This is a genomic window from Desulfovibrio simplex (genome assembly GCF_055387835.1).
In genome coordinates this window covers 1,931,545-1,955,760 of record NZ_AP042377.1, presented here as the reverse complement: position 1 = coordinate 1,955,760, position 24,216 = coordinate 1,931,545, and the positions used below count along the sequence as shown (strand labels likewise).

Here is a 24,216-nt window from a genome sequence, read left to right as displayed (position 1 = left end):
CGATAAAGGTCTTTGCCGCCCCGTGGGCGGCTGTTGCCGGTGGCTATCCCCGCCCTGAGGCCGAAGACGATACGCCGCCGGAAGGGCGCAGCGCGGGCGGAGCCGCGCGTACGCCTGAACGGTTATGCTACAACCGGATATCGATTACCGCTTTTTTGCGCAATTGTCCCGTATAGTCGTCAAAGCGTTCCATGGCCTTGGGCTGGCGCAGTATGGCATCGATCTGCGGTTTGGCCTCTTCAAGGGTGAGTATTCTCAACTCGCCGCCGCCGCCAGGGCGAAAAAGATGCACCTGCGCCTTGTGCCCCTGAAGGTCAAAAAGTTCCGTCACATCGCCGGGCTTCATCTTGGTGAGCCGCGCTTCCCATTCGGGGTTCAGGCGGTCCCATTCCACCGGGCCCATGTCGCCGCCCTTTTCCTTGTTGGGCGCGATGGAATACTTCAGCGCGGCTTCTTCAAAGGTCAGCGCCCCGGAGCGTATCTGGGCGGCAATGGAGGCGGCATTGACCTTGGGCGAATAGACCAGAACACCCATGTGCAGACCGGTGCGGTCATACATGGTGGATTTGTGAGCCTCGTAGTACGCCTGAATTTCCTCTGGCGTGACCACAACCTTGCGGCCCACCTCCATGCTCATGATCTTCTGCCGCAACAGCGTTTTTTCGATATTGCCGCGCAATTCGGCCACGCTGCTCTTCTGGCGCGCCAGCTGTTCTTCAAACTGCGGCTTGGTCATATTGCGGCCCTGCATCAGCTTGGCGATCTCATTGTCGATTTCCGAAGGGGAAATGCTTACCTTCAGCCTTTTGGCTTCCTGGGCGATGAGAATATCCATAATCATCAGATCCAGAACCTTGCGGAAAACCGTGTCCACCTGCTTGGCGTTGGCCGGATTTTCGGGGTTAAGCCCGGACCGGATAATGTCAGGCAACGCATTTTTTTGCAGGTCAAACATGGTGATGACTTGTCCGTTGACAACAGCAGCCACCTTATTGAGCTGGGCGGCCTGCACGCTGCATGCGGTCGTAAGCATGATCGCCAGCAGCAAAACAAGTGTTTTCCTCACAGAGATTCTCCCTCGTACAAAGCGCGGTGCGCCTGTTTATCTACCAATTTTTAGCCCAAAACAGCACGACATGCAATGACCGCCTGACGGGCTTATGGCCCCTGCCGGTCAAGCCTGCCGGACGCCCCCGTTTTTTCCTGTGGTCCGTATGTTTCGCCCCCGCCCTCAGGGGCATTCATTCCGTCATCGCCGTCCGCCGGAGCGGAGCCGACATCGCCGGAGCCGTTGACCCCGCCACGCACGGCCGGGCCAGACGCATCGCCGGGGCCGTCATCACGCATGGATGGTCTGGCGGAGGGCGGCGTAAGCAGGTCGGCCATGAGATTCGGATTGACGCGAACCTGCGCCCGGCCCAGCGTCGTGGTCAGCCAGCTTTCAAACGCGGCATCCTTGCGCTGCTGCTGCAATATGTTTTCAATGAGCGGGTAGGCCTCGGCCATACCCATGATATGGGCGGCGTTGCGCTCCTTCAGGGCAAGGCCGTACCAGCGCCCGTCTTCCTGAACGGGGGCGGCGCACTGCCCGGGCGCGAGTTTTTCAGCCTTTTTCTGCCAGTTGGACGGCAACTGGGCCGCGCTGACTTCCTGGCACTGCACCATGAGATTTTCGGACGGCTCATTCCCTGCCGGACGGCCAGAGGTGAAGGCGCTGCAAAATGCGTCAACAAGTTGGGGTTCTACGGCGGAAATCAGACAAAGGTCCAGAATTTCGGGCAAAGCGAAATCTGCTTCGTGTTCCTTGTAATAGGAGCGCACATCGTTCAGAGAAATGCGGATGCCGGGCAGCAGAATGCGCTTTTCAAAGCTCTGCATGGCCAGATGGTCGCGCATGAGCACGCGCCATTCATTTTCGTCCAGTGATTCGTCGGCCAGAAAACGCGCCAGCCCTTCCTCTCCGCCGTAGTCCGCCCTGATGGCCGCCACCGCGGCTTCAAGGGCGGCGTCCGTGACGGGAATATGCAGATCACGCAAATCCTGGCGTACCAGTGCGTAAATGATCAGCGTGCCCAGAGCGTCGCCGTACTGGCGTTTCATGTTTTCGAGCGAAGGGCGCTGTAGCGTGCCCAGGGCTGCGGAGCGGCTGTCCAGCAGGGCCTGCACAGTGCGCAGGTAGATGGGCTCTCCGTTGACAGTGGCCACCACGCCTTCGGGCAGGCGGGCCTCGAAGCAGGCGCACAGCAGAAGGCAGCAGGCCAGCAACGCCAGACGCGCCGCCCGGAATACGCCCTTTTGTCCCGGCTCCGGGGCAAAAGCCGCCCTGTGCCCCGGATGCCCCGACGCTACGGGGGCGCAGCCGGAAACCGGGAACGGCAGTGTGTTATGCTGGCCGGGCGTGGCTGAAAAAAACAGGGGCATGGGCATCCTCTTTTGACGTCGGCCGAAGCGAAATGCAGCCGGGACGAAACGCAGCCGGAGCGGCCTGGCCTTCTGGCCAGGTCAGGCTGAAACCTGTCCCGCAACTGGTATGCGTATGTCTTCCAGCGCCTGACGCAATCTGTCAAGCCCCTGCGCAAAGGGGACGTCTTTTCCCAGCGTCAGCGCAAGGCCCGCCGGGGGCTGCACGCGCGCGCCCGGCAGGGACGCGGCAAGAGCCACAATGCGTTCTGGCTGCACGGCCGTCTGCCCGTCCGGCCAGATCAGGCGTACGGATTCGCGGCGCACTTCGGCCTTCTGCACCTGAAGTTCCGTAAGAAACTGCTTGAAATCCAGCACGGCCAGAAAGTTTGCCAGCTCTTCGGGGAATGGCCCGAAGCGGTCGCGGATGGACAGGGCCGTTTCTTCACGCGCGGCCCCGCCTGAAGCCGAGGTGAGGGCCTTGTAGCAGCGCAGCCGCTCGCGGCCGTCGTCAATGTACGATGCGGGGATATGCGCCGGAAGACCCAGCGTCAGTTCCGTCTCTGCGACGATGCTTTCGGGCATGCCCTTGAGGCGGCCCACGGCTTCTTCAAGCATTTCGAGGTACAGGTCAAGGCCCACGCGGCACATGTGGCCCGACTGGACTTCGCCCAGTATATTGCCCGCGCCGCGCAGGCGCAGGTCTTCCATGGCCACCTGAAAACCAGCGCCCAGGTAGTCCATGTCCATAATGATGCGCAGGCGCTCTTCGGCCACGGCAGTCAGGCGTTCGGCGTCGGGCACCACAAAAAAGGCGTATGCCTGCCTGTCGCTGCGGCCCACGCGGCCACGCAGCTGGTACAGTTGCCCAAGGCCGAACATCTGGGCCTGATCCACCACCAGGGTGTTGGCGCGGGGAAAGTCCAGGCCGGACTCCACAATGGACGTGCATACCAGCACATCCAGTTCGCCATGCCAGAACTTGTGCATGGTGTCTTCAAGCTCGGTTTCGGACATCTGGCCATGAGCCATGCCCACACGGGCCGCCGGAACAAGCCCGCGCACGTATTCCGCCACACGCTCCAGCCCCTGCACGCGGTTGTATACCCAGAAGATCTGCCCTTCGCGTTCCATTTCGCGTTCCATCACCTTGCGCAGCACGTTGTCGTCCCTGCGCAGCACGGCGCTGGCCACGGGCTTGCGGTCCTGCGGCGCTGTTTCGATGATGGAAAGCTCGCGGATACCCGACATGGAGAGCTGCAGGGTACGCGGAATGGGCGTGGCCGTGAGCGTCAGCACATCCACGTTTTTTTTGAGGGCTTTGAGCTTTTCTTTGTGGCGCACGCCAAACCGCTGTTCTTCATCGAGGATGAGCAGGGTCAAATTGGGCAGCTTCACGTCGGTGGACAAAATGCGGTGGGTACCGATGAGAATGTCCACCTGCCCGGCGGCAGCGGCCTTGAGCACTTCTTTTTGTTTGGGGCGCGTCACAAAACGGCTGAGCAGGCCCACATTGACGGGAAAGCCCGCCAGGCGCGCCCTGAAGGTCTGGTAATGCTGTTCGGCCAGCACGGTGGTGGGGCAGAGCATGGCCACCTGCCGCCCCTCGGAGGCGGCGCGGAAGGCGGCGCGCAGGGCCACCTCTGTTTTGCCGAAGCCCACGTCGCCGCAGACAAGGCGATCCATGGGGCTCGGCTTGTCCATATCGTCCAGCACGTCCTGGATGGCCTTGGCCTGATCCGGGGTTTCCTCAAAGCCGAAGGTGGCCTCGAATTCGTGATACAGCTCGCCGGGCGGGTCGTAGCGGAAGCCCTTGGTGACCTTGCGGTAGGCGTACATCTCCACCAGGTCGGCGGCTATTTTTTCAATGGCCTTGCGGGCTTTTTCCTTGCCGACCACCCAGGCAGCGCCGCCCAGGCGGTCAAGGGCGGGCTCCACGCCTTCGGTGCCCTTGAAGCGCTGGATAAGCCCCAGCCTGTCCGCGGGCACGTAGAGCTTGTCCTTGCCGGAATACTCCACCAGCAGAAAATCGTTGGCCGCCGCGTTGAGGTCCAGGTGGTGCAGACCCGCAAAGCGTCCGATGCCGTAATCGCGGTGTACCAGAAGATCGCCGGGCTTGAGGTCGTCAAAAGTGTCCAGGCCCTTGAACACGCGGGAGGAAACCCGGGGCGTTTTTTCGGCCTTGGGGTACAGGATGTCCTCGCCAAGCACCAGGGTGTCGTCCCAGACAAGGTCCGCCCCTGACCTGAAGGGCGAAACAAGCGCAAAAATTCCCTTTTGTTCCGGCGCGTAGCGCAGGGCAGGCACAATGCCGTCCTGCTCGGCCAGCTTCAGGAATTTCGCCCGGCTTCTGCCTGAAGAAAAACTGAGAACCACCTGACGGCGGCTGTTGCGCCACTCCTTGAGAGCCGCGGAGAGGTGCTGCCAGGGGCGGTCCTGCGCGCCCGGCAGAGGAAAGAGGTCGATAAAGGAGTGCAGTGGGCGTTCGGCCAGGTCAAGGCCGCGCTCTTCGACGCCCATGACCAGCGGTTCGGCGTAAATACGCTGAAAACCGTTCCAGGGCGCGGGCTGCGAGCTTTTGCGCAATGTGAGCGTAGCGGGTTGGGGCAGGGGAGAGTCCGGGGCTTCCAGCCTTTCTTTGAGGCTCAGGCGGCCATCGCGCAAGGCGTCGGCGCTGTCGGCCTCGCCGGGCAACAGCCACAGACTGTCCTTGGGCAACCAGTCTTCGATGAAACTCGTTGTTTCAAGCACGCTGCCGGGCAAAAGCCCCGGACCGCCGCTGTCCAGAGATTTTTTGAAGGAATAGCATTCGTTTTCGCCGATGCGGCCTTCGGCGAACATGCGGTCGCAACGCTCTCGCGCCGCTGCCAGAGCTTTGGCGTCCAGGGCCAGCGGGCTGGCCGGAAGGAGCGTCAGCTCGTCGCAGCCCTGCAGGGAACGCTGGCTTTCAGCGTCAAAAACGCGCATCTCATCCAGGGTGTCGCCAAAAAACTCCAGGCGCACGGGTTTGACATAGCCAGCGGGAAAAATATCCAGAATATCGCCCCGGCGCGCCATTTCTCCGGGCCGGGTGACCATGGTCACGCGCTCGTAGCCCCATTCCACGGCCTGATCGAGCAGCAGTTCGGGCGCGTAATCGCTGCCCTTGCGCAGGTCAAGGTTGCGTGAAGCGAAGAAATTGAGGGGCACATGACGCAGCAGAAGGCTTTCAACGCTGCAAACCAGACAGCGCGGCTGTCCGAGGCCAAGGCCATACAGGGCGGCCAGGCGCGCTGCCCACGAGGCTCTGTCCTGCCGCTGGCTCAAGGCGGGCAAGGCCAGGCAGGGGCTGCGCCACAGGGGTTCGGACAGGGGCTTTTCGCCAAGGGAAAGTTCCGGTGTAAAGAGCGTCAGCAGTGCGCGGGCAAGCGTATACTCTTCACGTTCGCGGGCCACCAGAACCACTGTGCGCCCACGGGCCATGGCCTCAACGGCGAGACGGCAGCGCGTGGCCATGCCGCTGCGCTCAATATATATCTGATTTTCCTGACTTGCCAGTACTGCGTTAAAACTGTTCATTAACCCGTTCCAATGACCTGACCGTTCTTCTTGCACGGCCATGACGCGCGCGAACGATCCGCACGAAGTTTATATGAAGCGTGGCTATGAAGCCCGAAAATGAGTCCCGCCACAAAGTGACAAGGGGGCGGCCCTAAAGCCGCCCCCGGTCAACCGCATCTGTTTGCCTTTTAGAGCAATTTAATTTTTAAATTGCTCTGGAGGCTGCGTGAGCAGACGTTCGCTACGGAGGCGTAAGCGCAGTTTATCTGCGCGGTTAAACGCCGAAGTGAGCGTGCCTTAAACTTTGAGAATGTATATTCTCAAAGTTAATCTGCTCTAGTTGGTGCCGCAACCGCCGGAGCAGCCGGAGCAACCACCCCCGCTCTGGGGCAGGGGCACGTTGGGTTCCACCATAAAGCCCATATGATTGAGGTCGATTTTCACGCCTTCAACCTGAGCCAGCAGATCTTTGTTGATGCAGAAGGTAAAGCCGCCCTGTTCTTCGCTCTGGTCCTCATCTGTGGTGGCGTCAAGGGCCAGCGCAAGGCGCGGGCCGCTGCAACCGCCGGGGGCAAGGTATACGCGGATATCGCTTTTTTCCTTGCCTTCAAAGTAGGCTGCCAGTTCTTTTTGAGCGCTTTCGGTAAGTTCGAGCATGGTTCCTCCATGATTTTTTCGGGTATATTTTATATTCCGAAAAACAGGCTGAAATGCTTCATCGGCTGACGGGGAACCAGGCCCGTTTCTGTTAGTGGCTTCCGCAGCTTGAGCAGCTGCTGCAACCATCGCCTTGCGAAGCAAAGGGCACGTCGGGGGTGAGCGTGAAACCCATGTAGGTTAAATCAACGGAAACTCCCTTCACTTCATCCAGCAAAGATTTGCTCATGCAGAAGGTGTACCCAGCCTGTTCTTCGGTTACATCCTGGTCATTCGGCTCATCCAGAGCCAGAGCGAGGCGCGGGCCGCCTCAACCAGCCGAGAGGTAAATCCGAATCGGATCTTTTTTCTTGTCCGCAAAGAAGGTATCAAGCTCCTTGCGGGCATTGTCGGTCAACTGAATCATAATGTCCTCCATATTTCTGGTGCCCATAGTAACTAAGGCCATGCTTCTGGCTTGTCAATTGTCAGGGGACTTTTCTTCAACCACAAAAAGCGTTAGGGTTTGGCCCAGGCAGATGCCACGGGAGGAAATATGAACACAACCCTGCTGCTTGAGCAGCACGAAATGGCGCGTATGCTGGAACGCCTGGCGTCCCAGATTATGGAGCGCCACGCCAAGTGTGACCACGTCATGCTGGTCGGTATTGAACGGCGCGGTGCGGATATCGCCCGCCGCCTGTCCGCCCTGCTTGAGGATCGCCTTGGGCATCCCGTGCTGTTGGGCACGCTGGACATAAACCTCTACCGTGACGACTGGACAAGCCTTGAGGGCAAGCCCCACATCGGGCAGTCGCGCATACCGGCCAGTGTTGACGGGCGCGTCATCATTCTTGTTGATGACGTACTTTACACCGGGCGCACCATACGTGCCGCCCTGGAAGCCCTGCTGGACTACGGACGCCCTATGGCGGTGGAGTTGCTGGCCCTCATTGACAGGGGGCACCGCGAGTTGCCCATCCACGCGGATTATGTGGGCCGCACGGTCAATACCAGCCGCCAGGAGCGCGTTGACGTGCTGCTGGCTGAACGGGACGGGCAGGACGCCGTACACCTGACGGCAAGTCCCGTATAGTATGTGATGGCGGCCGGCGGCCGGCAGAAACGCCGCCCGCCCGCATGAATCATCCGGTCGCCGCGCGCGGCCCTCACCCCTCCCCACGGATACAGTCCGTGCGGCGCAAATCAAGGAGCGCACATGCCCAAGCGCAAGACCTGACGCAACCCCGGCAGCTTCACGGTGTGGAGTGTATGCGGGCGGCGGCGCGTTTTGCGGCACAGGGGCATGACGCGACAAACCTGAGCAAGAGGTAATCCTCCGTCCGCGTTCTGTCGGCCTTTATGGCCGTCAACGCAACGGGCGCAAGCCCATAAAAAGGACAGGAGGATACCGATGAAACAGTATTTCAACATCCTTTCCACCACTACCGGCATAGTTGTGGTGGGCCTTATTTTCGGCGTCTTGGCAGTATTGCTGCAACAGGCTGGCAATCCGGGCAATATGGGCATCTGCGTGGTTTGCTTCAACCGCGACATCGCCGGGGCTGTCGGTCTGCACAGGGCTGAAATTGTGCAGTACCTGCGCCCTGAAATTATGGGCATGGTGCTGGGAGCTTTTGCGGCGGCCATGCTCTTTGGCGAATACAAGCCCCGTGGCGGTTCCGCCCCCATCACCCGGTTTTTCCTCGGAGCCATCGCCGGTATCGGCGCGCTGGTTTTTCTGGGCTGCCCCTGGCGCGTCATCCTGCGCCTTGCCGGCGGCGACGCCCATGCTCTCTTCGGGCTTGCGGGCCTTATAGCAGGCGTCGGCGTTGGCACCATCTTCTTCCGCAGGGGTTTTTCACTGGGCCGCAGCCAGAACCAGGGCAAGATATCGGGCCTGCTGCTTCCCGCGCTCATGCTCGGCCTTGTGGCCTTGTATCTTGCCGATCCACAGGTCATAGGCGAACTCAAGAGCGGCGTGCTCTTTTATTCCATCAAGGGGCCGGGCTCACAGCACGCGCCCTTTATCTTCTCTGTGTGCGCAGGCCTCGCCGTGGGCTTTCTGGCCCAGCGCAGCCGTTTCTGCACCATGGGCGCACTGCGCGACGTCATCCTTTTCAATCAGTGGTATCTGGCCCTGGGCTTTATCGCCATGTTCGCGGCGGCCCTGGTCATGAATCTCAGCCTGGGTTCCTTCCATTGGGGCTTTGAAAACCAGCCCGTTGCCCAGCCCGACGACCTCTGGAATTTTATGGGCATGGTTACGGCGGGGCTTGCCTTTGCTCTCGCGGGCGGCTGCCCTGGCCGCCAGCTGTTCATGGCTGGAGAAGGCGACAATGATGCCGCCGTCTTCGCGGTGGGGCTTATCGTCGGCACGGCCATGGCCCACAACTTCGGCATGGCCTCCAGCACCGCGGGCATCGGCCCCCACGGCATGGCAGCCACACTGGCCGGGCTTGGGATTTGTCTGTGCATTGGATTTTTCAACTGCAAGCGAGGCGCGTAATGTCCGAACTCATTGATACCCGTGGCCTTTCCTGCCCGCAGCCGGTGCTGCTTTTTCTCAATGCCCTCAAGGGCGATGCCGCCAGCTCGTTCAGCGTGCTGGTGGACAATGACGCCAGTCTTGAAAACGTCAGCCGCGCGGCCCGCAATCGGGGCTTCAGCGTGAAGACCTCTGACGAAGGGCAGGGCGTCACCCGGCTGGAAATAGAAAAGTCGTCCTGACATACAATCCGCAGTACTGCATGCGAAAAACAGTCGGGCGGGCTTTGCCGCCCGCCCGGCGGGATAGAGCTATGGACAAGATGCCGAATTCGGCCAACAAGCCTTCCGGCGGGCTGCTGGGCAGGATGGGTAGTCTTCTGCGTGGATGGCGCGACAAAAAGGGGCCGCCCGTTCCGGACAGAAACCCCGGTACGGCTGGCGCTGCCAGAGCGCTCAGCGACAGGGGGTTGCTGGTCTTTTCCCATACGGGAGAGGTCATCAAGGCCGAGAGCCTGCTTCGCCAGGCCGGGCTTGCCGTTGAGGTCAAGGGGCCGCCGCCGCAATTGCGTACTGGCTGCGACATGGTGGTGGTTTTTGAGCTGGTCAGCCAGGCCGCTGTGCTGGAAGTTCTCCATAAGGCCGGCATCCGTCCGGAAAAAGTCGTCACCGCCCATGATGTGCTGCTTGAGCCCGTATCCCTGTATCAGGTCAAGCGTCTGGACCACTGGCTCATGGTGCGCGCCGCCAATATGAAGATTACCCTGGACACGCGCGACGGGCGCATTGTGAATATTTCCGGTGGCGGCTGCCCGGATGTGCCGTGGCTTGCGCATTGCCTGTGCGGCATGCGGCTGGATGAAGCGCCGGAGCCCCGGAGCCTGGGGCAGACGCTCTGCTGCTACAGCCTGCAAAGGGCCTATGAAGAACTGCGGAGGCAATATCCGTGTGGTATATAACGGGAACTTTGCCTGATAAGGATATGGGGCTTTGCGGGGCTGTAACACAGGCTCCGGCGTCGGTGCGCGACGGCATGCTGCACCTGCCGGACGGAAGCGCCGTCCCCGTGCAGCGCGGCACAGCGGCCCTGGCGGCCACGGCTCTTCTGGCCTGCGAGGCATTGGGCTTTGAACCGCCCCGCCTCCTGCTGGCTGGTGACACCGGTTCCGGAGCGGGCAGCCGCGCCCTTTACGCATGGCTCACGGAGCATGTGGCAAGTCTGGCCCCCAGGGGGATGACATTCCACTACCTTTTCCCGGATGTGGATTGGCACAACCGCGTGCTCATGGCCATACAGGCCTTGCCGTCGCCACCCCTGCTGGTGGCCGACGCGGGCTTCATGTACGTGGCCAAGATGAGCGGTTACGCCGACGTCTACGATCTTTTCACGCCCGACCTGGGCGAAATGGCCTTTCTGGCTGACGAAAAAGCGCCGCACCCTTTTTACACCAGAGGATTTTTACTGGCCGAGGAAGAGGATATTCCCGGTCTGCTGGCCCGCGCCCAGGCGCACGGCAACTGTCCGGCCAACCTCATCATCAAGGGTCGCGCCGATCATATCGTCTGCGAAGGACGCCTTGCCGCGACCATCGAGGAACCCTCGGAACCGGCCATGGAGTGCATCGGCGGTACGGGCGACCTCGTGACGGGCCTTGTGACGGCCCTGCTGGCGGGGGGGATTCCCCTGTGCAGGGCCAGCCTTGCCGCCGCGCGTCTGGCGCGGCTTCTGGCGCGGTACTGTTCTCCCGACCCGGGCACGCAGGTGGCCCAATTGCTGGCCCGGCTGCCCGAGTTTTTGCAGGGACATGCCGAGGCTGTTCTTGCGACGGAGTGAGGCTGTGGTCGCCCCGTCAGCACTGGCGACACCAAAAAAAGACAAAGGCCGCCACGGCGAATGCCTGTGCGCGGCCATCAGCGTCATCTACCCCGAGTTTGCGCTACTCTTCTTCCAGCACCTTGAGTTCAGCGGACAACTGGCCGGAATTGTAGCGCAAAAGAACATAGCCCCCTTGCGCCAGGGCGCCGGGGTTGACCACAATGGTGCGCCCCACGCGGTCTACGGCCCGTGCCTCGTGAATGTGCCCGCACAGGCAGATGTCCGGCTGGGCTTCTTCAAGAAATTCGCGTACCGCGGTGGAGCCCACGTGCACGCCGCCGGGTATGACGTCGCACGCCGTATCCTTGGGCGGGTTGTGCGACACAAGAACGCTGTGCGGATAGGCGCGGGCTTTTTGCCAGCAGGCTTCAAGCCATGCGGCGAAAGCGGATTCAGGAAATTCGCTGGGGGTGCCAAAGGGCGTGAAGGTGGAAGCGCCAACCCCGAAGATGGCCGTGTCCGGCGTGAGTTCGCGCGTTACGGTGTGCAGGTTCCAGCCCTTTTCGCTGAGCCACTGGTCCACTTCAGGGCGGTCCATGTTGCCTATCTGCGCGAGAATCATCGAATTATAGCCGCGTAAGACGTCCATGACCTGTTCCGCCTGCTTGACGCCGCCTGTCACCGTAAGGTCGCCGGTGACGATGATGCCGTCGGCCTGACTCAGTTCAGGAATCTTGGCAAAACGCCCGGTTTCATCATGTATATCGCCAACGGCGATCCAGAGGTAATCCTGGGTGGTAGAGCTTGGCATGGTGGCGTATCCTTTGTTATATTGACGCTGCAATAATGCTGCCATACTTCAGTACATAAGGAAAGGCCCGGCATGAGTGAAAACCCCCCTGTGCAGGCCGTACGGCCGCAATCGCCGGACGCGGTGGCCGTTCGCAAGCAGGCGCTGCGCGAGCGCATGACCAGACTTCGCCGTGAGCAGCCCCCACACCTTGCCAGGGAGCGGGCAGTGGCGGCGCAGGAGAATCTGCTCCGGGCGGACTGCTGGCTTCAGGCAGAGTCAGTGGCGCTTTACGTGGGCGTCAAGGATGAGATTGGCACCAGCCTGTTGCTGGAGGCGGCATGGCGTGAGGGGCGCACCCTCTGGCTGCCGCGTGTGCGGCGCGGACAACCCGGCTTTATGGACTTTGTGGCTTGCGTCAGCCGCGAGCAGTTGCGGCCCGGCCCCTTTGGCCTTGTTGAGCCGGAAGCGGACCTGCCGGGTTTTGGTCCCGAAGATGTGTCAGCTGGCGCGGGCAGGGCCTGCTCTCCGGCGGGCGGCATGACCTTTGCCCCCTCGTTGATGGTGCTGCCCGGTCTGGCTTTTGATCTTAAAGGCGGCCGCCTCGGATACGGCGGCGGGTATTACGACCGGTTTTTACAGGCCGGACTTGCGTGCCCGCGCGTGGGGTTCTGTTTCGATTTTCAGCTTGTCCCTCCCTTGCCCCTGGCCCCCTGGGATCAGCGGGTTCACCATCTATGCACCGAAGAGCGTCTGTTGTGCCTATAAGCTATATCCCATTTGTGTTTCCCGGCCTGGATTCCGTGCGTTGCGCCTTTCAGACCCGCCCCGGCGGCGTGTGCCGTGGAGAGTACGGCGGCGGCAATATTTCCTTCAGTGTGGGGGATGACGCGGCCCTGGTGGCGGCCAACCGTGAGAGCCTGCTGGCGGGTCTGCAGCCCCGGGGTTTGCGCCGTTGGGCGGAGTTGCAGCAGGTGCACGGCGACGTCATGGCCTTTGAGCCGACCCCTGTGGCCTGCGATGCGGTGGCGGTGGAAGAGGGAGACGGCATGGCCACGGCCGAACCCGGCCTGGGCCTGCTTATCAAGACGGCGGACTGCCAGCCCATTTTGCTGGCGCATAAAAGCGGCAGGTACGTGGCGGCCATGCACGCTGGCTGGCGCGGCAACCGCTGCGACTTTCCCCTTACAGGCGTGGTGCGCTTTTGCGAGCGCTACGACCTCAGGCCGCGGGACGTTTTTGCCGTCCGGGGGCCGAGTCTTGGCCCCGGCAAGGCGGAATTCATCAATTTTGACAAGGAATGGGGGCCGCAGTTCGTGCCCTGGTTTGACGAAGAAAGCCGCACCATGGATCTTTGGGGATTGACCCGCCATCAGCTTGCGCAGGCCGGTATTCCGGGACGTAATATTTTTGGTCTGGATATCTGCACAGCCAGCAACAACGACCAGTTTTTCTCTTACCGTTGCGCCAGGGCTTCGGGCCGCCAGGCCAGCATCATCTGGATTCAGAAAAGCTGATGGGTGTTCCGGCATCGGCGTAGACTGGCGGGATGTTTTGGAGCGCCAGGAGGTGTCACCGGCACGTTCGCGGACACACCAAGGGCGCTTCTTTTTCTTCGGGTCAAAGGGTCAGCCGACGCCATTGCCGGGGGCGGGTCGGGTTTCCTCCATCTGTCTTCTGCATTTAAGCCCGGACAGCAAATGGGCCGCTGCTTCCGAAGCGTAATAGGATTCGGCGAGGGCCGCCGTGTGTGTGATATGGCGGTCCTCCAGTAACCCTTTGCGCACGGCGTCCAGCAGCTCGGGCAACAGTTCTCCGGCGAGGTCTCCTGCGGTCTCCAGCAAAAGGTCCATACTTTCTGGGCTGTGTGACAGGTTCCAGGACATGTATGCCAGCTCCATGGCCGTATCAGGGCAGGGGTCCGGTATCTGCTTCCAGAATCCGCTGACCATGCGTCTGCCCAGCGCATTGAAGATATGGGCCATAACCAGAAGCATGTCAGCCCCGGTACGAGCTGCGGCCAGCAGGGGCAGTATGTGCCTGTGCCGCAGCAAGCGTGCCTTGGGCATATTTGCGACAGCTTGCATGACGGAGGCTTTGGCCTGCGCCACATCATGTTCGGCCAGAAGGGCCATACCCAGTTTAAGATCGGCAAGAACGACATCACCCGCCTGGCGCGCGGCATGGTATATCTCCTTGGCCGACGCGGCGCGTCCCAGGCGCATGTTCATGTCTGCCAGGGTGCGAAGCGCCTCGGCCGCGAAGCGTGTCTGGTGGGGAAGGCCGCTTTGTGCCTGTATTGCCGCCTGCTTCAGGTTTTGAACGGCTTGTGAAGCATGGCCGCCGAAACGCAGGCAGCGCAGGCAATGCGCCTTGGCCTCGCTACAGTGTCGTTCTGCTCCATCACGCCGCGCGGTGCGCGCGCTGTTGTTTTCAAGAGCGGACAGCATCTGGGCGGCGCGCGCCTCGGATGTGTGATTTTTGCGGCAAAGGTTTTGTCCCGCCAGAGCTATGGGCGCGTATGCTTCGGGCTGTTTCAGGATGCGGTCTGCCAGGGGCAGAAGCGTTTGCGGCGTGTAGCAGACAAGGTGCCGCCCGTCTGTAAAATGCTGTTGCGTACCACGGCCCCGTGCTTCGGTGAACAGCAGGCCGCCTGAGGCCAGGGCCTGGAAAACGCGCAGGGTCAGTCCGTCAAAAAGGTTTTCATTCAGAACTATTCGGGATTCTGAGAAAATATCAATCATTTCCCTGTTGCCGACGTCCTGGCGGACATGCACGCTGTAGCGCTGCATCAGCAGGTTGAGAATGTTGCTTCTTTTGAGGCGCTGCGGCGTAGTGACCCCCACAAAGGAGATGTCGTACTTTTTGCACGGGGTGGGAGCGCGAAATTCATGCTTCTGGGCGCAGAGCGGCAGCCACGAAGCCCTGATTCCGGCTTTGCGAAGCGTCGATACGGTTTCCATCTGGTCCACGAAGACGTCGTCAAAGACCTTGCAGGCGTGTTCAAGCCAGAACGCGTTGATGCTTGAGTCGATGCAGTATGCCGCCAGACGGGCCTGGCACCGGTGCAGACCGGCAGGGAGTTTTTTCGCGCCAAAAAGTTCCACCAGCACGACATCTACCGGCATATCAAGTTCCGCAAGTGCATCGGTGACGTCTTTTTCCTGGTACGGCGCCAGATCAATCACCGTATGTCCCAGGCTCAGCAGACCTTCTTTGAGAAAAAAACCGTCATACGCGATATTCATGCACGTTCCTTGCTGCGTCGGTGGATAGTTCGCGCATGCTAGCCCGGTGGAAAAACAAAAACAATGGCGCAGGCCGCCCGGCCTGCGGTTTTGGCGAGTCCGCCCGGCATTGACAGGCCTGCCGCCCCCGCCTACAGTAGGCGCGGCAATGGTAGCCGGGTTGCCCGGCTTGAAAAGGGAATCCCGTTAGATGCGGGAGCGGACCCGCCGCCGTAAGGCTCGCCAACCTCGCACCACGCAGTGCCACTGGAAACGGGAAGGCCGGTGAGAGGGAGCCAAGCCGGAAGACCTGCCTTGCCCCATGGCCCCGCTTTTGGCTGGAGCAATTTCACTTTGAAATTGCTCTGGCGATTGCGTGAGCAGACGCCCGCCGCAAAGGTGCACGCGCAGCTTCAGTCGTTGCCCGCAGGGCTTGCCTGAACCGTTGACGGAATCGTCTTACGGGTCAGGACAGCAGCGCTACGAATGAAGACAGCACTATCATTTACTTGCGCGGTTAAGCGCCAAGGCGAGCGTATCTTGAACTTTGAGAATGTACATTCTCAAAGTTGATCTGCTCCAGGGTGCATGGCAGCGGCATGAGCCGCCACGGCAACGGGACTTTGTCGGCAGGACTGAGGAAATACGGGCCTCTTCCTTCATGAAGCAACATCTGTTTCATGCGGGAAGAGGCCTTTTTTATGCCCATGCGCCCCGCGCTGGGTCTTCAAAGGGCGGGCATGACCGCGACATCACATTCCTCCTCTCCCTCCGGGTTGTCATCCGTGCGCCTGTGGCCCGCGTTCGCGGCTTTGGCGACGCTGTGGCTTGTTTCCCTGCCTCTGGCCTGTCTGCCCGGCCCGGTTCCGCTGGCGGCTGGTCAGGTTTTTCACGCTCTGGCGGTGCAACTCGGGCTGGCCGCGCCACCACAGGATACGTCGCTCATGCTGGTGGTGGGGCAGATACGCCTTGCCCGCGTGTGCCTTGCGACCCTGTGCGGCGGCGCTTTGGCCGTGGCGGGTGTGGCCCTGCAAGGGGTCTTGCGCAACCCTCTGGCCGACCCTTTTACTCTGGGGATTTCGGCGGGCGCGGCGTGCGGGGCAAGCATTGCCATTGCCCTTGGCGGCGTTGCGGGCAGAGCCCTGAGCGGACTTTTGGCGGCAGTGCATCTTTCCCTGCCGGGACCGGCGGCTCTGGTGGCCCCGGCGGCTCTGGCGGGCGCGCTGCTGGCCCTGGCCGGAGCCTTGTGGCTCGGCAGGGGCGACGGCGGCTTCAGGCGCGAGAGCGTCATACTTGCGGGCATTGCCGTGGCGGCCTTTCTGGGGGCGCTGGTGGCATTGATCAAGGCGCTCAATGAAGAATCCGTAACCAGCATTGTTTTCTGGATTATGGGGTCGTTTCAGGGGCGTGGATGGGACAGCCTGCCCCTGTTGCTGGCAACGTTCGTGCCTGGTCTGCTGGCTGTGGCTTTGGGCTGGCGCGCGCTGGACGTACTGACCCTGGGCGACGAGCAGGCCGCCCAGCTCGGGCTGAATGTGGGCCGCGCACGGCTTTGGCTGCTGGCCGGGGCAAGCTGTATGACGGCGGGGTGCGTGGCCGTTGCCGGAGTGATCGGCTTTGTGGGACTGGTGGTGCCGCATGTGCTGCGCCTTGTGCTGGGCTGCGGTCACGGCCCCCTGCTGGCCGGAGCGTTTTTTGGCGGCGGCGTGCTGCTGGTATGGGCCGACGTGCTGGCCCGCAGTGTGCTGGACGGCGGGCAGGAACTGCCCGTGGGCGTGGTTACCGCGCTTCTTGGCGGTCCATTTTTTGCCCTGCTGGTGCGGAGGCGGCCATGAAGCAGAGAACGCACGCGCCCAATATTGCGCCCGCTGGCTCCGAGCCAGAGCAGGCCGCAAGCCAGTTGGTGGAGTCAGCAGGGCAGTTTGCGCAGTCAGCAGATGGTTGTGTGGCGGAACCCGTTGGGGCGTTTGCAGAACCGCCCGCCAGATTTTCCGCCGCACCGTCCGCAGCCAGGCCCGCCACCAGCGGCCCGTCCGCCACGGCGACCCCGCCCATGCTCGAGGTGCGCAACCTGCGCTCCGGCTACAGGGGGCGGCCGGTATTGCAGGGCGTGAGTTTTGCGGCGCGTGGCGGTGAATGTCTGGCCCTGCTTGGCCCCAACGGCAGCGGCAAAACCACGTTGTTGCGCAGCCTTTCCGGCGTGCTGCACGCGCAGGAAGGGGAGATTTTTCTTCAGGGCAGGTCGCTCGTGGACATGAAGCCGCGCCAGCGCGCGCGGCTGGCGGCTGTGGTGCCGCAGGGCGGGGAATATCCGCGCGAGCTCACGGCGCGGCAGATGGCGCTGCTTGGGCGGTATCCGCACCTTTCGTGGCTGGGCTGTTACGGCAGCAGGGATTACGCGGCGGTGGACGAGGCCCTGGAAGCCTGCGGCGCTGCCATGCTGGCTCCGCGCCGTCTTGCGGAACTGTCGGGCGGCGAACTGCAACGGGTGCTTCTGGCCCGCGCCCTGGCGCAGGAAAGTCCGCTCCTGTTGCTGGACGAACTGGCCGCGGGGCTGGATATGGCCCGCATGGCCGGACTTTTCGACCTGCTGGAACGCCGCCGCGCTGCCGGGGCCTGCGTGCTCATGGCCGTGCACGACTGTAATCTGGCGGCCATCTATGCCACGAGACTGTTGGGCCTCAAGGCCGGAAGGCTTGTTTTTGACGGCCCGGTGGATGCGGTTTTTACCGAGGAGAAGCTCAGTGCCCTTTATGATATCCCTATCGGCGTTTTGCCGCACCCGCTTTGGGGCCTGCCTCAGGCCCTGCTGGCGCGGGCGCATGGCCCCCGCAGTCATGACGGCTTTGCCGCATGCCCAGGCGACGCATGTTCTGCCCACGCTGGCGCTGGCCCTGGTTTTGGCTCTGCCTCTGGCTTTGGCATCCGCGACGCTGGCCGCTGAACCCGGGCAATTGTCCGCTCCTGCCTCTGCCCCAGCTCCCGCCGCTGCCGCTGCGCCCACTGTGTTTACCGCGGCCGCCGTGGCCGCCGGTGCGTCGGGGTCGGCAGCGCCAGCGGCAGGGTCAGCTTCGGCGTCCGCGTCCGCCTTTGTCCCGGTCAGCGTCCGTGACGATACGGGGCATGAGGTGCGTCTGGACGCTCCGGCAAAGCGCATCATAGCCCTGTACGGAGCCTTCAACGAGCTTTTGCTGGCGCTGGGCGCTGGTGACAGCCTTGCGGCCCGCACCGTGGCTGACGCGAACATCCCCGGTCTGGAGCATCTGCCCGCCATAGGCACCCATATGCGCCCCAATGCCGAGCTTATCGTGCAACAGTCGCCCGACCTGGTCATCCAGCTTGCCGGGCGCAACGAAGCGCTGTTGCAGACCGAAGCCTTGCGCGCCCTCGGCCTGAACGTGCTTGTTTTTGAAATGAATTCTTTTGAGCAGATGTTTGGCGTGCTGCAAAAGCTCGGACAGCTCACCGGGCGCGAGGCTGAAGCCGCCCGTCTGACAGGCGCGTGGCAGGCGCGGCTCGTTGACCTTGAGGCCCGCTACAAGGCTCAGAAGCCGGTACGCGTTTTTTATGAGGTGCGGTACCCCAATCTGCTGGCAGCGGGGCGGGGCGGCATTGTGGATCACATCATATCCCGCGCTGGCGGGCGGAATGTGGTCGCGGACGAAAAAAAACTGGTGCGCTTCAATGAAGAAGCCCTGCTGGCCTCTGACCCGGATGTGTACATCATTCAGAGCGGCCCTATGAACCCCGACCCCCAGCCATTGGACCAGCGTCCGCATTACAGGGATCTGCGCGCCGTGCGCGAAGGCAGGGTGTTGACGGTGGATGAAGACCTTTTTGCCCGTCCGGGGCCGCGCTCTGTGGACGCCGCCGAAGAGCTGGGGCATTTTTTGCATCCCGGTGCGGCGCGCTGATTTTCCTTGATTTTCCTTCAACCTGAGATTCTGACCACAGGATAAGAGAGCTGAGCATGACAGGAGTTTTGTACGGCGTGGGCGTGGGGCCCGGCGCTTCGGACCTGCTGACGCTGCGGGCGGTGAACGCCCTTGGCAAGGTGGACGTGATTCTGGCGGCGGCTTCGCCCAAAAATGACTATTCCGCCGCGCTGGAAACCGCCCGACCGCATTTACAGCCTGACGCGCGCATGCTGCGTCTGGAATTTCCAATGACGCGGGACCGCGCCGTGCTGCGCGAGGCGTGGCGCGTGGCCGCCGAAAAAACGCAGCAAGTGCTGGAGAGCGGCGAAAATGCGGCCTTTCTGACCATTGGCGATCCGCTTGTCTACAGCACCTTCGGCTACCTGATGAAGACGCTCAGGGAGTGCGCGCCGCACCTGCCCATTGAGATCATCCCCGGCATTACCTCCATTCAGGCGGCAGCCGCGCGTGCGGGCGTCATTTTGTGCGAGAACAGCGAAACCCTGCGCATCATTCCCGGCATCAACAGCCGCGACGAGCTTGAAAACGCCCTCGATGGAGCTGATACCGCCGTTATTCTCAAGGCGTACCGCAACCTTCCGGCTATTACGGACGCCCTGCGCGCCACAGGGCGGCTGGATTCCTGTATTCTGGCCAGCCACGTGGAGCAGCCCGCCGAAAAGCTGCGCCATGGCATAGACCTGGAAGAAGGCACACCACCCTATATGTCACTGATCATCAGCAGAAAACCGGGGAAGGGCTAGGTCTGGGCAGTACGTTGAAATGTTTTTTGGGGAGGGGAAAGAAGTAATACTTTGTGGGGGAGGGACCCTTTTGAAAAAGGGGTCTCCTCCCCCACGCTCCCACCCCCTAAAACTTTTATTGTATTTTGGTGTATTAGAGCATTTTAACTTTGAAATTGCTCTGCTGACGTGAAGGCGGCAGCTGCCACGAAGTGGCGTGTATTCTGGCGAAAACCACGTTTTTCGCCAGAATGATGCGTTGAAACAGGGAGTGTTTCAAAAGCAAAATGCTCTAGAAAAAATACTCTCATATAAAATGGGATGTTAGAGGCGGTGCCTTCCTGGCATCACAGCACTTCAAAAGTTATCTGCAGCAGGCAATTTCAAGGCGAAACAGATATATGTAAAAAGTAAAGCCAGCAATTCCCGCATGATCGGGAACTGCTGGCTTTTGCAGTTGTGGAGGCGGCTGATTTGCGCACGCGGCGCAACCGTATGCCGCATCATTTGTGTGCGGCATTCATGTGCGCCATTATGCGCGAAGCATCCTCGCCATCAGCAGATGCGCGGCAATTGCGCCCCTTCAAGCATGCCCAGCAAACGGCGGCCGCCGATGCGGGTTTGCAGGCTCACCTGCGCCTTGCCCTCCGTGACCGTGCCCACGCGCGCGGCTTCCTTGCCATAGGGGGAGCGGCGCATGGCCTCCAGGGCGGCTTCGGCCCTGTCTTCGGGCGCTATGCAGATGCATTTGCCCTCATTGGCCAGGTACAGGGGGTCCAGACCCAAAAACGAACAACCGTTCCGCACGGCCTCGTGCACGGGAATGGCTGTTTCATCCAGAAGAATGCCCACCTGAGACTGCTCGGCAATCTCGTTCAGCGTGGTGGCAAGGCCTCCGCGTGTGGGGTCGCGCAGTACATGCACTTCGCCGGCAGCTTCGAAAATGTCCGCGATCATATGGTTAAGAGGCGCGGAATCCGAAGCCACGTCCGTGAGAAATGACAGCCCTTCGCGGCTGCCCATAACCGTAAGGCCATGGTCGCCCATGGCTCCGCTCACCAGCACCGCGTCACCGGGGCGCGCGCTGTGCCCGGACGGGGCGGGATTGGCGAAAACTTCACCTATGCCGGTGGTATTGATAAATATTTTGTCGCAGGCTCCCCTGGGGACCACCTTGGTGTCGCCAGTGACGATGAGCACCCCGGCTTCGCGGGCCGCTGCCGCCATGTCGGCGGTGACGCGCTCAAGCGTTTCCAGCGCAAGGCCCTCTTCAAGGATGAAGGCGCAGCTGAGGTAGCGGGGGCGAGCGCCCAGCATGGCCACGTCATTGACGGTTCCGTGCACGGCGAGGCTGCCGATGCTGCCGCCGGGAAAAAACAGGGGCGTCACGGTGTAGGAGTCCGTGCTCATGGCCAAAGGGCCGCGAATGTCGGTCAGCAGGGCCGCGTCATCCATGCGCTCCAGCAGGGGGTTGGCGAAGTGGTGAAAAAAGCACTGGGACACAAGACGCTGCGAGGCGCGGCCACCGCTGCCCGCATCCAGAAGAAGACAGTCTTCCATTATCTCTCCGAATATTTGAAGTAGGCGGCGCAGCTGCCCTCGGTTGACACCATGCACGGTCCCACAGGCGTGGCGGGGGTACACTTTTTACCAAACAGGGGACAGTCCGGCGGCGCCATGCGGCCCTTGAGCACGTCCCCGCAGCGACAGCCGGGCAGGGGGGGCACATGGGGCAGTTTGAGGTCAAGGCGAACCATGGCGTCCAGATCCTGGTATTCCGGCCGCAGGGTGAGGCCGCTCATCGGAATGCTGCCAATGCCGCGCCAGAGGGCGTCCGCAGGGGTGAAAAACTGTTCCAGCAGCGCGCGGGCGCGGGGATTGCCCGCATCACCCACAGCCCGGGGATAGGCATTGACCACAGCCGGGGCATTGTCGCGTATCTGTTCGGCCATCATGCACAGGGCAAGAAGGATGTCGGCGGGCTGAAAGCCGCCCACCACGCCGGGCACACGATATTTTTCCGCGAGAAAGGCGTAAGGTTCCAGCCCAAGGATGGTGGACACGTGCCCCGGCAGCAAAAAGGCTTCCACAGCACACTGGCTGTCGTCCAGCAGGGCGCGCAGCGCGGGGGGAACCAGTTTGTGCAGGGAAAGCACGCAGAAATTCTCGAGCTTTCTCTGGCGGGCCGTCAGCAGGGTGGCGGCCACGGTGGGGGCCGTGGTCTCAAAGCCTATGCCCAGAAAAACCACGGTATCGCCGGGATTTTCCGCCGCGAGGGTCAGGGCGTCCAGGGGGGAATAGACGATCTCCACGCGTGCGCCCTGGGCCTGCGCGTGTTTGAGGCTGCGCCCGCCGGGACCGGGAACACGCAACAGGTCCCCAAAGGTGGCTATAATGACTCTCTCGCGCTCCGCCAGATCAAGAAAGGCGGCCACTTCAGCGTCATGCGTGACACAGACGGGACAGCCCGGCCCGGAAAGATGGGCCACCGTATCGGGCAACAGAGAGCGCAGACCGCTCTGAAAAATGGATACCGTATGAGTGCCGCACACTTCCATAAAGCGCATGGAGCGTCCGTCCAACGCCCGGTTGAGGCGGTCCAGCAGGCCGCGGCAGAGCTGGGGGTCCTGAAAGGCTTGTTCCAGTTGCATGATGCTCCCTTGGTGGCTGTGTACGTTAGACTCAGTGCATTCAGCTGGATCAGATCAATGTTGAAATGGTTCACAGTTCAATTTGTCGTTCAGCTGAAATGCGGTTTTCAGTTGAATCCACGCCACGTTGCGGCGCGTTGATCGCTCGTGCAGCGTTAGAGCATTTACTCTTTTTCCAAGGGTAAATGCCCGAAACAAACTGTATGACCATGAAATTCGTGTTTTCCGGCAGGGAGAAGCAGTTACGCAAGACGTGCCGTCACCTCTGTCAGCCGCACACAAGGGTTTATGCGGTATGGACAGACTGCGGCATCCGTCGGGCGTACGGGCTTTCTCCCTGCCGGGTGAAAAATCTCTATCAGTCCCCGCCTCAGGGCAGGGGAGCCAGCATGTCGAGGCCGGTGCCCACAGGCAGGCCGCACATGAGGTTGGCGTTGGCCAGGGCCTGCCCCGAAGCGCCACGGCACAGGTTGTCGATGGCCGACAAAATGGTGAGCCTGCCCGTACGCGGGTCTACCACAAGACCAAGATCGCAGAACATGCTGCCGCGCACAAAACGGGTTTCGGGCAGTGAGCCCTTGGGCAACACGCGTATCCAGGGGCTGTGCGCCCAGGTGCTCATGAAGACCTCGCGCACCTGATTCAGCGTGGTGGCAGGGTCTTTCAGTTTTGTATAGATGGTGGACAAAATGCCCCGGTTGAGCGGCAGGATGTGGGTATTGAACGAGAGGCGCACGTCATGCCCGGCCAGCAGGGAAATTTCCTGCTCAATTTCCGGAGTATGTCTGTGGGTGGGCAGGCCATAGGCGCGGAAGTTGTCCGACACCTCGCAAAAAAGCGTGCCAACGGCGGCCTTGCGCCCCGCGCCTGTAGCGCCGGATTTGGCGTCCACCACAATGTCGTCCGTATGGACAAGGCCGTTCTTGATTGCGGCGTACAGGCCCAGAATTACCGAGGTCGGATAGCAACCGGGGTTGGCGATAAGGCTGGCGCGAGACACCTCGGCCGCATAGAGCTCGGGCAGGCCGTACACGGCCTTGTGCAGGATGTCCTTGTGCGAGTGTTCCTGCCTGTACCAGGCCGTGTAGATTTCGGGGTCGCGCAGGCGAAAGTCGGCTGAAAGGTCCACGACCCTGGTTCCGGCCTTGATCAGAGGCGCGGCCATGCCCATGGCGGTGCCCGCGGGCACGGCAAGAAAGACCACGTCGCATTCCCTGGCTGCCAGATCCGGGTCAAAAACGCTTATGACAACGTCCGAACCGGGCATGTGCTCCAGAAAAGGATAGTATTCGCCAAGGCGTTTGCCCGCCTCGGCCCGCGAGCAGGCCATGCTGAGGCGCATGAACGGATGGCTCGCCAAAAGCCGCGCCAGTTCCATGCCCGCATATCCCGTAATGCCCACCAGACCCGCTTTGAATGTCTTCATGCCCAGTCCTTATAACACGCCGCAAAGGCATCTGAAAAAAGTACATAGAACGCCCGCCGCCCTGGGCAGGCGCGCCCCGTGGCCATATCACCGCTGCGGCAAACGCCGAAAGGGCGCTCACGCGGGTGTTACGCGGGTTTCCGCTCTTTGCCGGACAGGCATTCGCAGTTGGGCCCGCACTTTATGACAAACTTCAAGCGCAACTCGTAGAGTATGCTTTCAAGCAGCTTTCGCTCCTGATCGTCGAGGCAGTTCTGCGTTTTGGCGTGCAGCATATCAAGCACGTCAATGCTGTGCTTGGCCAGAGGCAGATTGGCCTCCGTGGTTCCGGTGTCAGGGCTGGGAACTTCGCCCAGATGCACCAGCGCGGATGAGGCCAGCGAAAGTACAAAGGTAGAAAACGTCACTTCAGGCATAGGCCCGGATGAGCATCCACAGGGTTTCTGGCTCATGGTGACCTCGTGGCGCACTGCGCCCGGCTTGGCTGGCGCGGCAAGTCGCGCCATGGTAATCGGTTGAGGGCACGTTTCAGGGCGATCTCACCTTGAAACGGTTCTGGCTGCGCGTGCGGGCTCGCGTCATG

General features: G+C 61.6%; 22 protein-coding genes and 1 riboswitch. Of the genes, 11 read left to right on the top strand and 11 right to left on the bottom strand.

Annotation, left to right across the window (positions count from 1 at the left end):
* Positions 1-127: 127 nt before the first annotated feature.
* The 5 genes from ACZ5DH_RS07985 to ACZ5DH_RS07965 all read right to left on the bottom strand — a co-directional run bounded on the left by ACZ5DH_RS07985 (position 128) and on the right by ACZ5DH_RS07965 (position 7,003).
* Complete coding sequence (locus ACZ5DH_RS07985) at positions 128-1,066, bottom strand: SurA N-terminal domain-containing protein (protein WP_464253803.1); 939 nt, start codon at positions 1,064-1,066, stop codon at positions 128-130.
* A gap of 92 nt (positions 1,067-1,158) precedes the next feature.
* Positions 1,159-2,421 (bottom strand): peptidylprolyl isomerase, encoded by a 1,263-nt coding sequence (locus ACZ5DH_RS07980; protein WP_464253802.1) that lies wholly within the window; start codon positions 2,419-2,421, stop codon positions 1,159-1,161.
* 81 nt (positions 2,422-2,502) lie between these two features.
* Entirely contained in the window at positions 2,503-5,958 is a 3,456-nt protein-coding gene (mfd, locus tag ACZ5DH_RS07975) for a transcription-repair coupling factor (RefSeq protein WP_464253801.1), read from the bottom strand.
* A gap of 318 nt (positions 5,959-6,276) precedes the next feature.
* Positions 6,277-6,597: an IscA/HesB family protein gene (locus tag ACZ5DH_RS07970; RefSeq protein ID WP_464253800.1), complete on the bottom strand. Its 321-nt coding sequence runs from the start codon at positions 6,595-6,597 to the stop codon at positions 6,277-6,279.
* 91 nt (positions 6,598-6,688) lie between these two features.
* The gene (locus tag ACZ5DH_RS07965; RefSeq protein WP_464253799.1) at positions 6,689-7,003 is read right to left on the bottom strand and encodes an IscA/HesB family protein; all 315 of its coding nucleotides are present in this window, start codon (positions 7,001-7,003) and stop codon (positions 6,689-6,691) included.
* Positions 7,004-7,132: 129 nt separating this feature from the next.
* Here ACZ5DH_RS07965 and pyrR point away from each other — a divergent pair, with 129 nt between their 5' ends.
* From pyrR to ACZ5DH_RS07940, 5 genes are all read left to right on the top strand, one after another.
* Complete coding sequence (pyrR, locus tag ACZ5DH_RS07960) at positions 7,133-7,672, top strand: bifunctional pyr operon transcriptional regulator/uracil phosphoribosyltransferase PyrR (RefSeq protein ID WP_464253798.1); 540 nt, start codon at positions 7,133-7,135, stop codon at positions 7,670-7,672.
* 318 nt (positions 7,673-7,990) lie between these two features.
* Positions 7,991-9,085: a YedE family putative selenium transporter gene (gene yedE / locus ACZ5DH_RS07955; protein WP_464253797.1), complete on the top strand. Its 1,095-nt coding sequence runs from the start codon at positions 7,991-7,993 to the stop codon at positions 9,083-9,085.
* Positions 9,085-9,306 carry a sulfurtransferase TusA family protein gene (locus ACZ5DH_RS07950; protein WP_464253796.1) on the top strand — a complete coding sequence of 74 codons (222 nt, stop codon included), beginning with the start codon at positions 9,085-9,087 and terminating at the stop codon, positions 9,304-9,306. The genes yedE and ACZ5DH_RS07950 overlap by 1 nt, the downstream gene beginning before the upstream one ends.
* A gap of 71 nt (positions 9,307-9,377) precedes the next feature.
* Positions 9,378-10,022 (top strand): putative Se/S carrier protein, encoded by a 645-nt coding sequence (locus ACZ5DH_RS07945; RefSeq protein WP_464253795.1) that lies wholly within the window; start codon positions 9,378-9,380, stop codon positions 10,020-10,022.
* Complete coding sequence (locus ACZ5DH_RS07940) at positions 10,010-10,897, top strand: carbohydrate kinase family protein (RefSeq protein ID WP_464253794.1); 888 nt, start codon at positions 10,010-10,012, stop codon at positions 10,895-10,897. The genes ACZ5DH_RS07945 and ACZ5DH_RS07940 overlap by 13 nt, the downstream gene beginning before the upstream one ends.
* A 103-nt stretch (positions 10,898-11,000) precedes the next feature.
* Here the strand turns inward: ACZ5DH_RS07940 and ACZ5DH_RS07935 are convergent, their stop codons facing one another.
* Entirely contained in the window at positions 11,001-11,690 is a 690-nt protein-coding gene (locus ACZ5DH_RS07935; RefSeq protein ID WP_464253793.1) for a metallophosphoesterase family protein, read from the bottom strand.
* A gap of 72 nt (positions 11,691-11,762) precedes the next feature.
* Here ACZ5DH_RS07935 and ACZ5DH_RS07930 point away from each other — a divergent pair, with 72 nt between their 5' ends.
* Both ACZ5DH_RS07930 and ACZ5DH_RS07925 read left to right on the top strand, forming a co-directional pair.
* The gene (locus ACZ5DH_RS07930; RefSeq protein ID WP_464253792.1) at positions 11,763-12,437 is read left to right on the top strand and encodes a 5-formyltetrahydrofolate cyclo-ligase; all 675 of its coding nucleotides are present in this window, start codon (positions 11,763-11,765) and stop codon (positions 12,435-12,437) included.
* A complete protein-coding gene (locus tag ACZ5DH_RS07925; protein ID WP_464253791.1) occupies positions 12,428-13,186 on the top strand; it encodes a purine nucleoside phosphorylase YfiH/LACC1 family protein in 759 nt (252 codons plus the stop codon). The genes ACZ5DH_RS07930 and ACZ5DH_RS07925 overlap by 10 nt, the downstream gene beginning before the upstream one ends.
* A 111-nt stretch (positions 13,187-13,297) precedes the next feature.
* Here ACZ5DH_RS07925 and ACZ5DH_RS07920 read toward each other — a convergent pair whose 3' ends face one another.
* Positions 13,298-14,917 carry a glycosyltransferase family protein gene (locus tag ACZ5DH_RS07920; RefSeq protein ID WP_464253790.1) on the bottom strand — a complete coding sequence of 540 codons (1,620 nt, stop codon included), beginning with the start codon at positions 14,915-14,917 and terminating at the stop codon, positions 13,298-13,300.
* Between the two features lie 131 nt (positions 14,918-15,048).
* A riboswitch (cobalamin riboswitch) is annotated at positions 15,049-15,228 on the top strand.
* 408 nt (positions 15,229-15,636) lie between these two features.
* Between ACZ5DH_RS07920 and ACZ5DH_RS07915 the strand changes: the two genes are divergently transcribed.
* Genes ACZ5DH_RS07915 through cobI form a run of 4 tightly spaced genes read left to right on the top strand, consistent with a single transcriptional unit; the run spans position 15,637 to position 19,577 of the window.
* A complete protein-coding gene (locus tag ACZ5DH_RS07915) occupies positions 15,637-16,731 on the top strand; it encodes a FecCD family ABC transporter permease (protein WP_464256525.1) in 1,095 nt (364 codons plus the stop codon).
* Positions 16,728-17,840 carry an ABC transporter ATP-binding protein gene (locus ACZ5DH_RS07910; RefSeq protein WP_464253789.1) on the top strand — a complete coding sequence of 371 codons (1,113 nt, stop codon included), beginning with the start codon at positions 16,728-16,730 and terminating at the stop codon, positions 17,838-17,840. Before ACZ5DH_RS07915 ends, ACZ5DH_RS07910 begins: the two co-directional genes overlap by 4 nt.
* Positions 17,734-18,810, top strand: coding sequence for an ABC transporter substrate-binding protein (locus ACZ5DH_RS07905; RefSeq protein WP_464256524.1), 1,077 nt, complete (start codon positions 17,734-17,736; stop codon positions 18,808-18,810). The genes ACZ5DH_RS07910 and ACZ5DH_RS07905 overlap by 107 nt, the downstream gene beginning before the upstream one ends.
* A gap of 56 nt (positions 18,811-18,866) precedes the next feature.
* On the top strand, positions 18,867-19,577 hold the full coding sequence (cobI, locus tag ACZ5DH_RS07900) for a precorrin-2 C(20)-methyltransferase (protein WP_464253788.1): 711 nt from the start codon (positions 18,867-18,869) through the stop codon (positions 19,575-19,577).
* Positions 19,578-20,111: 534 nt separating this feature from the next.
* On the opposite strand, the gene hypE is transcribed toward cobI, so the two are convergent.
* The 4 genes from hypE to ACZ5DH_RS07880 form a co-directional block, all read right to left on the bottom strand.
* Positions 20,112-21,116 (bottom strand): hydrogenase expression/formation protein HypE, encoded by a 1,005-nt coding sequence (gene hypE / locus ACZ5DH_RS07895; protein WP_464253787.1) that lies wholly within the window; start codon positions 21,114-21,116, stop codon positions 20,112-20,114.
* On the bottom strand, positions 21,116-22,207 hold the full coding sequence (gene hypD, locus ACZ5DH_RS07890; protein WP_464253786.1) for a hydrogenase formation protein HypD: 1,092 nt from the start codon (positions 22,205-22,207) through the stop codon (positions 21,116-21,118). Before hypD ends, hypE begins: the two co-directional genes overlap by 1 nt.
* Positions 22,208-22,577: 370 nt before the next feature.
* Complete coding sequence (argC, locus tag ACZ5DH_RS07885) at positions 22,578-23,633, bottom strand: N-acetyl-gamma-glutamyl-phosphate reductase (protein ID WP_464253785.1); 1,056 nt, start codon at positions 23,631-23,633, stop codon at positions 22,578-22,580.
* A 128-nt stretch (positions 23,634-23,761) separates the two neighbouring features.
* Positions 23,762-24,085 (bottom strand): DUF1844 domain-containing protein, encoded by a 324-nt coding sequence (locus ACZ5DH_RS07880; protein ID WP_464253784.1) that lies wholly within the window; start codon positions 24,083-24,085, stop codon positions 23,762-23,764.
* Positions 24,086-24,216 lie beyond the last annotated feature (131 nt).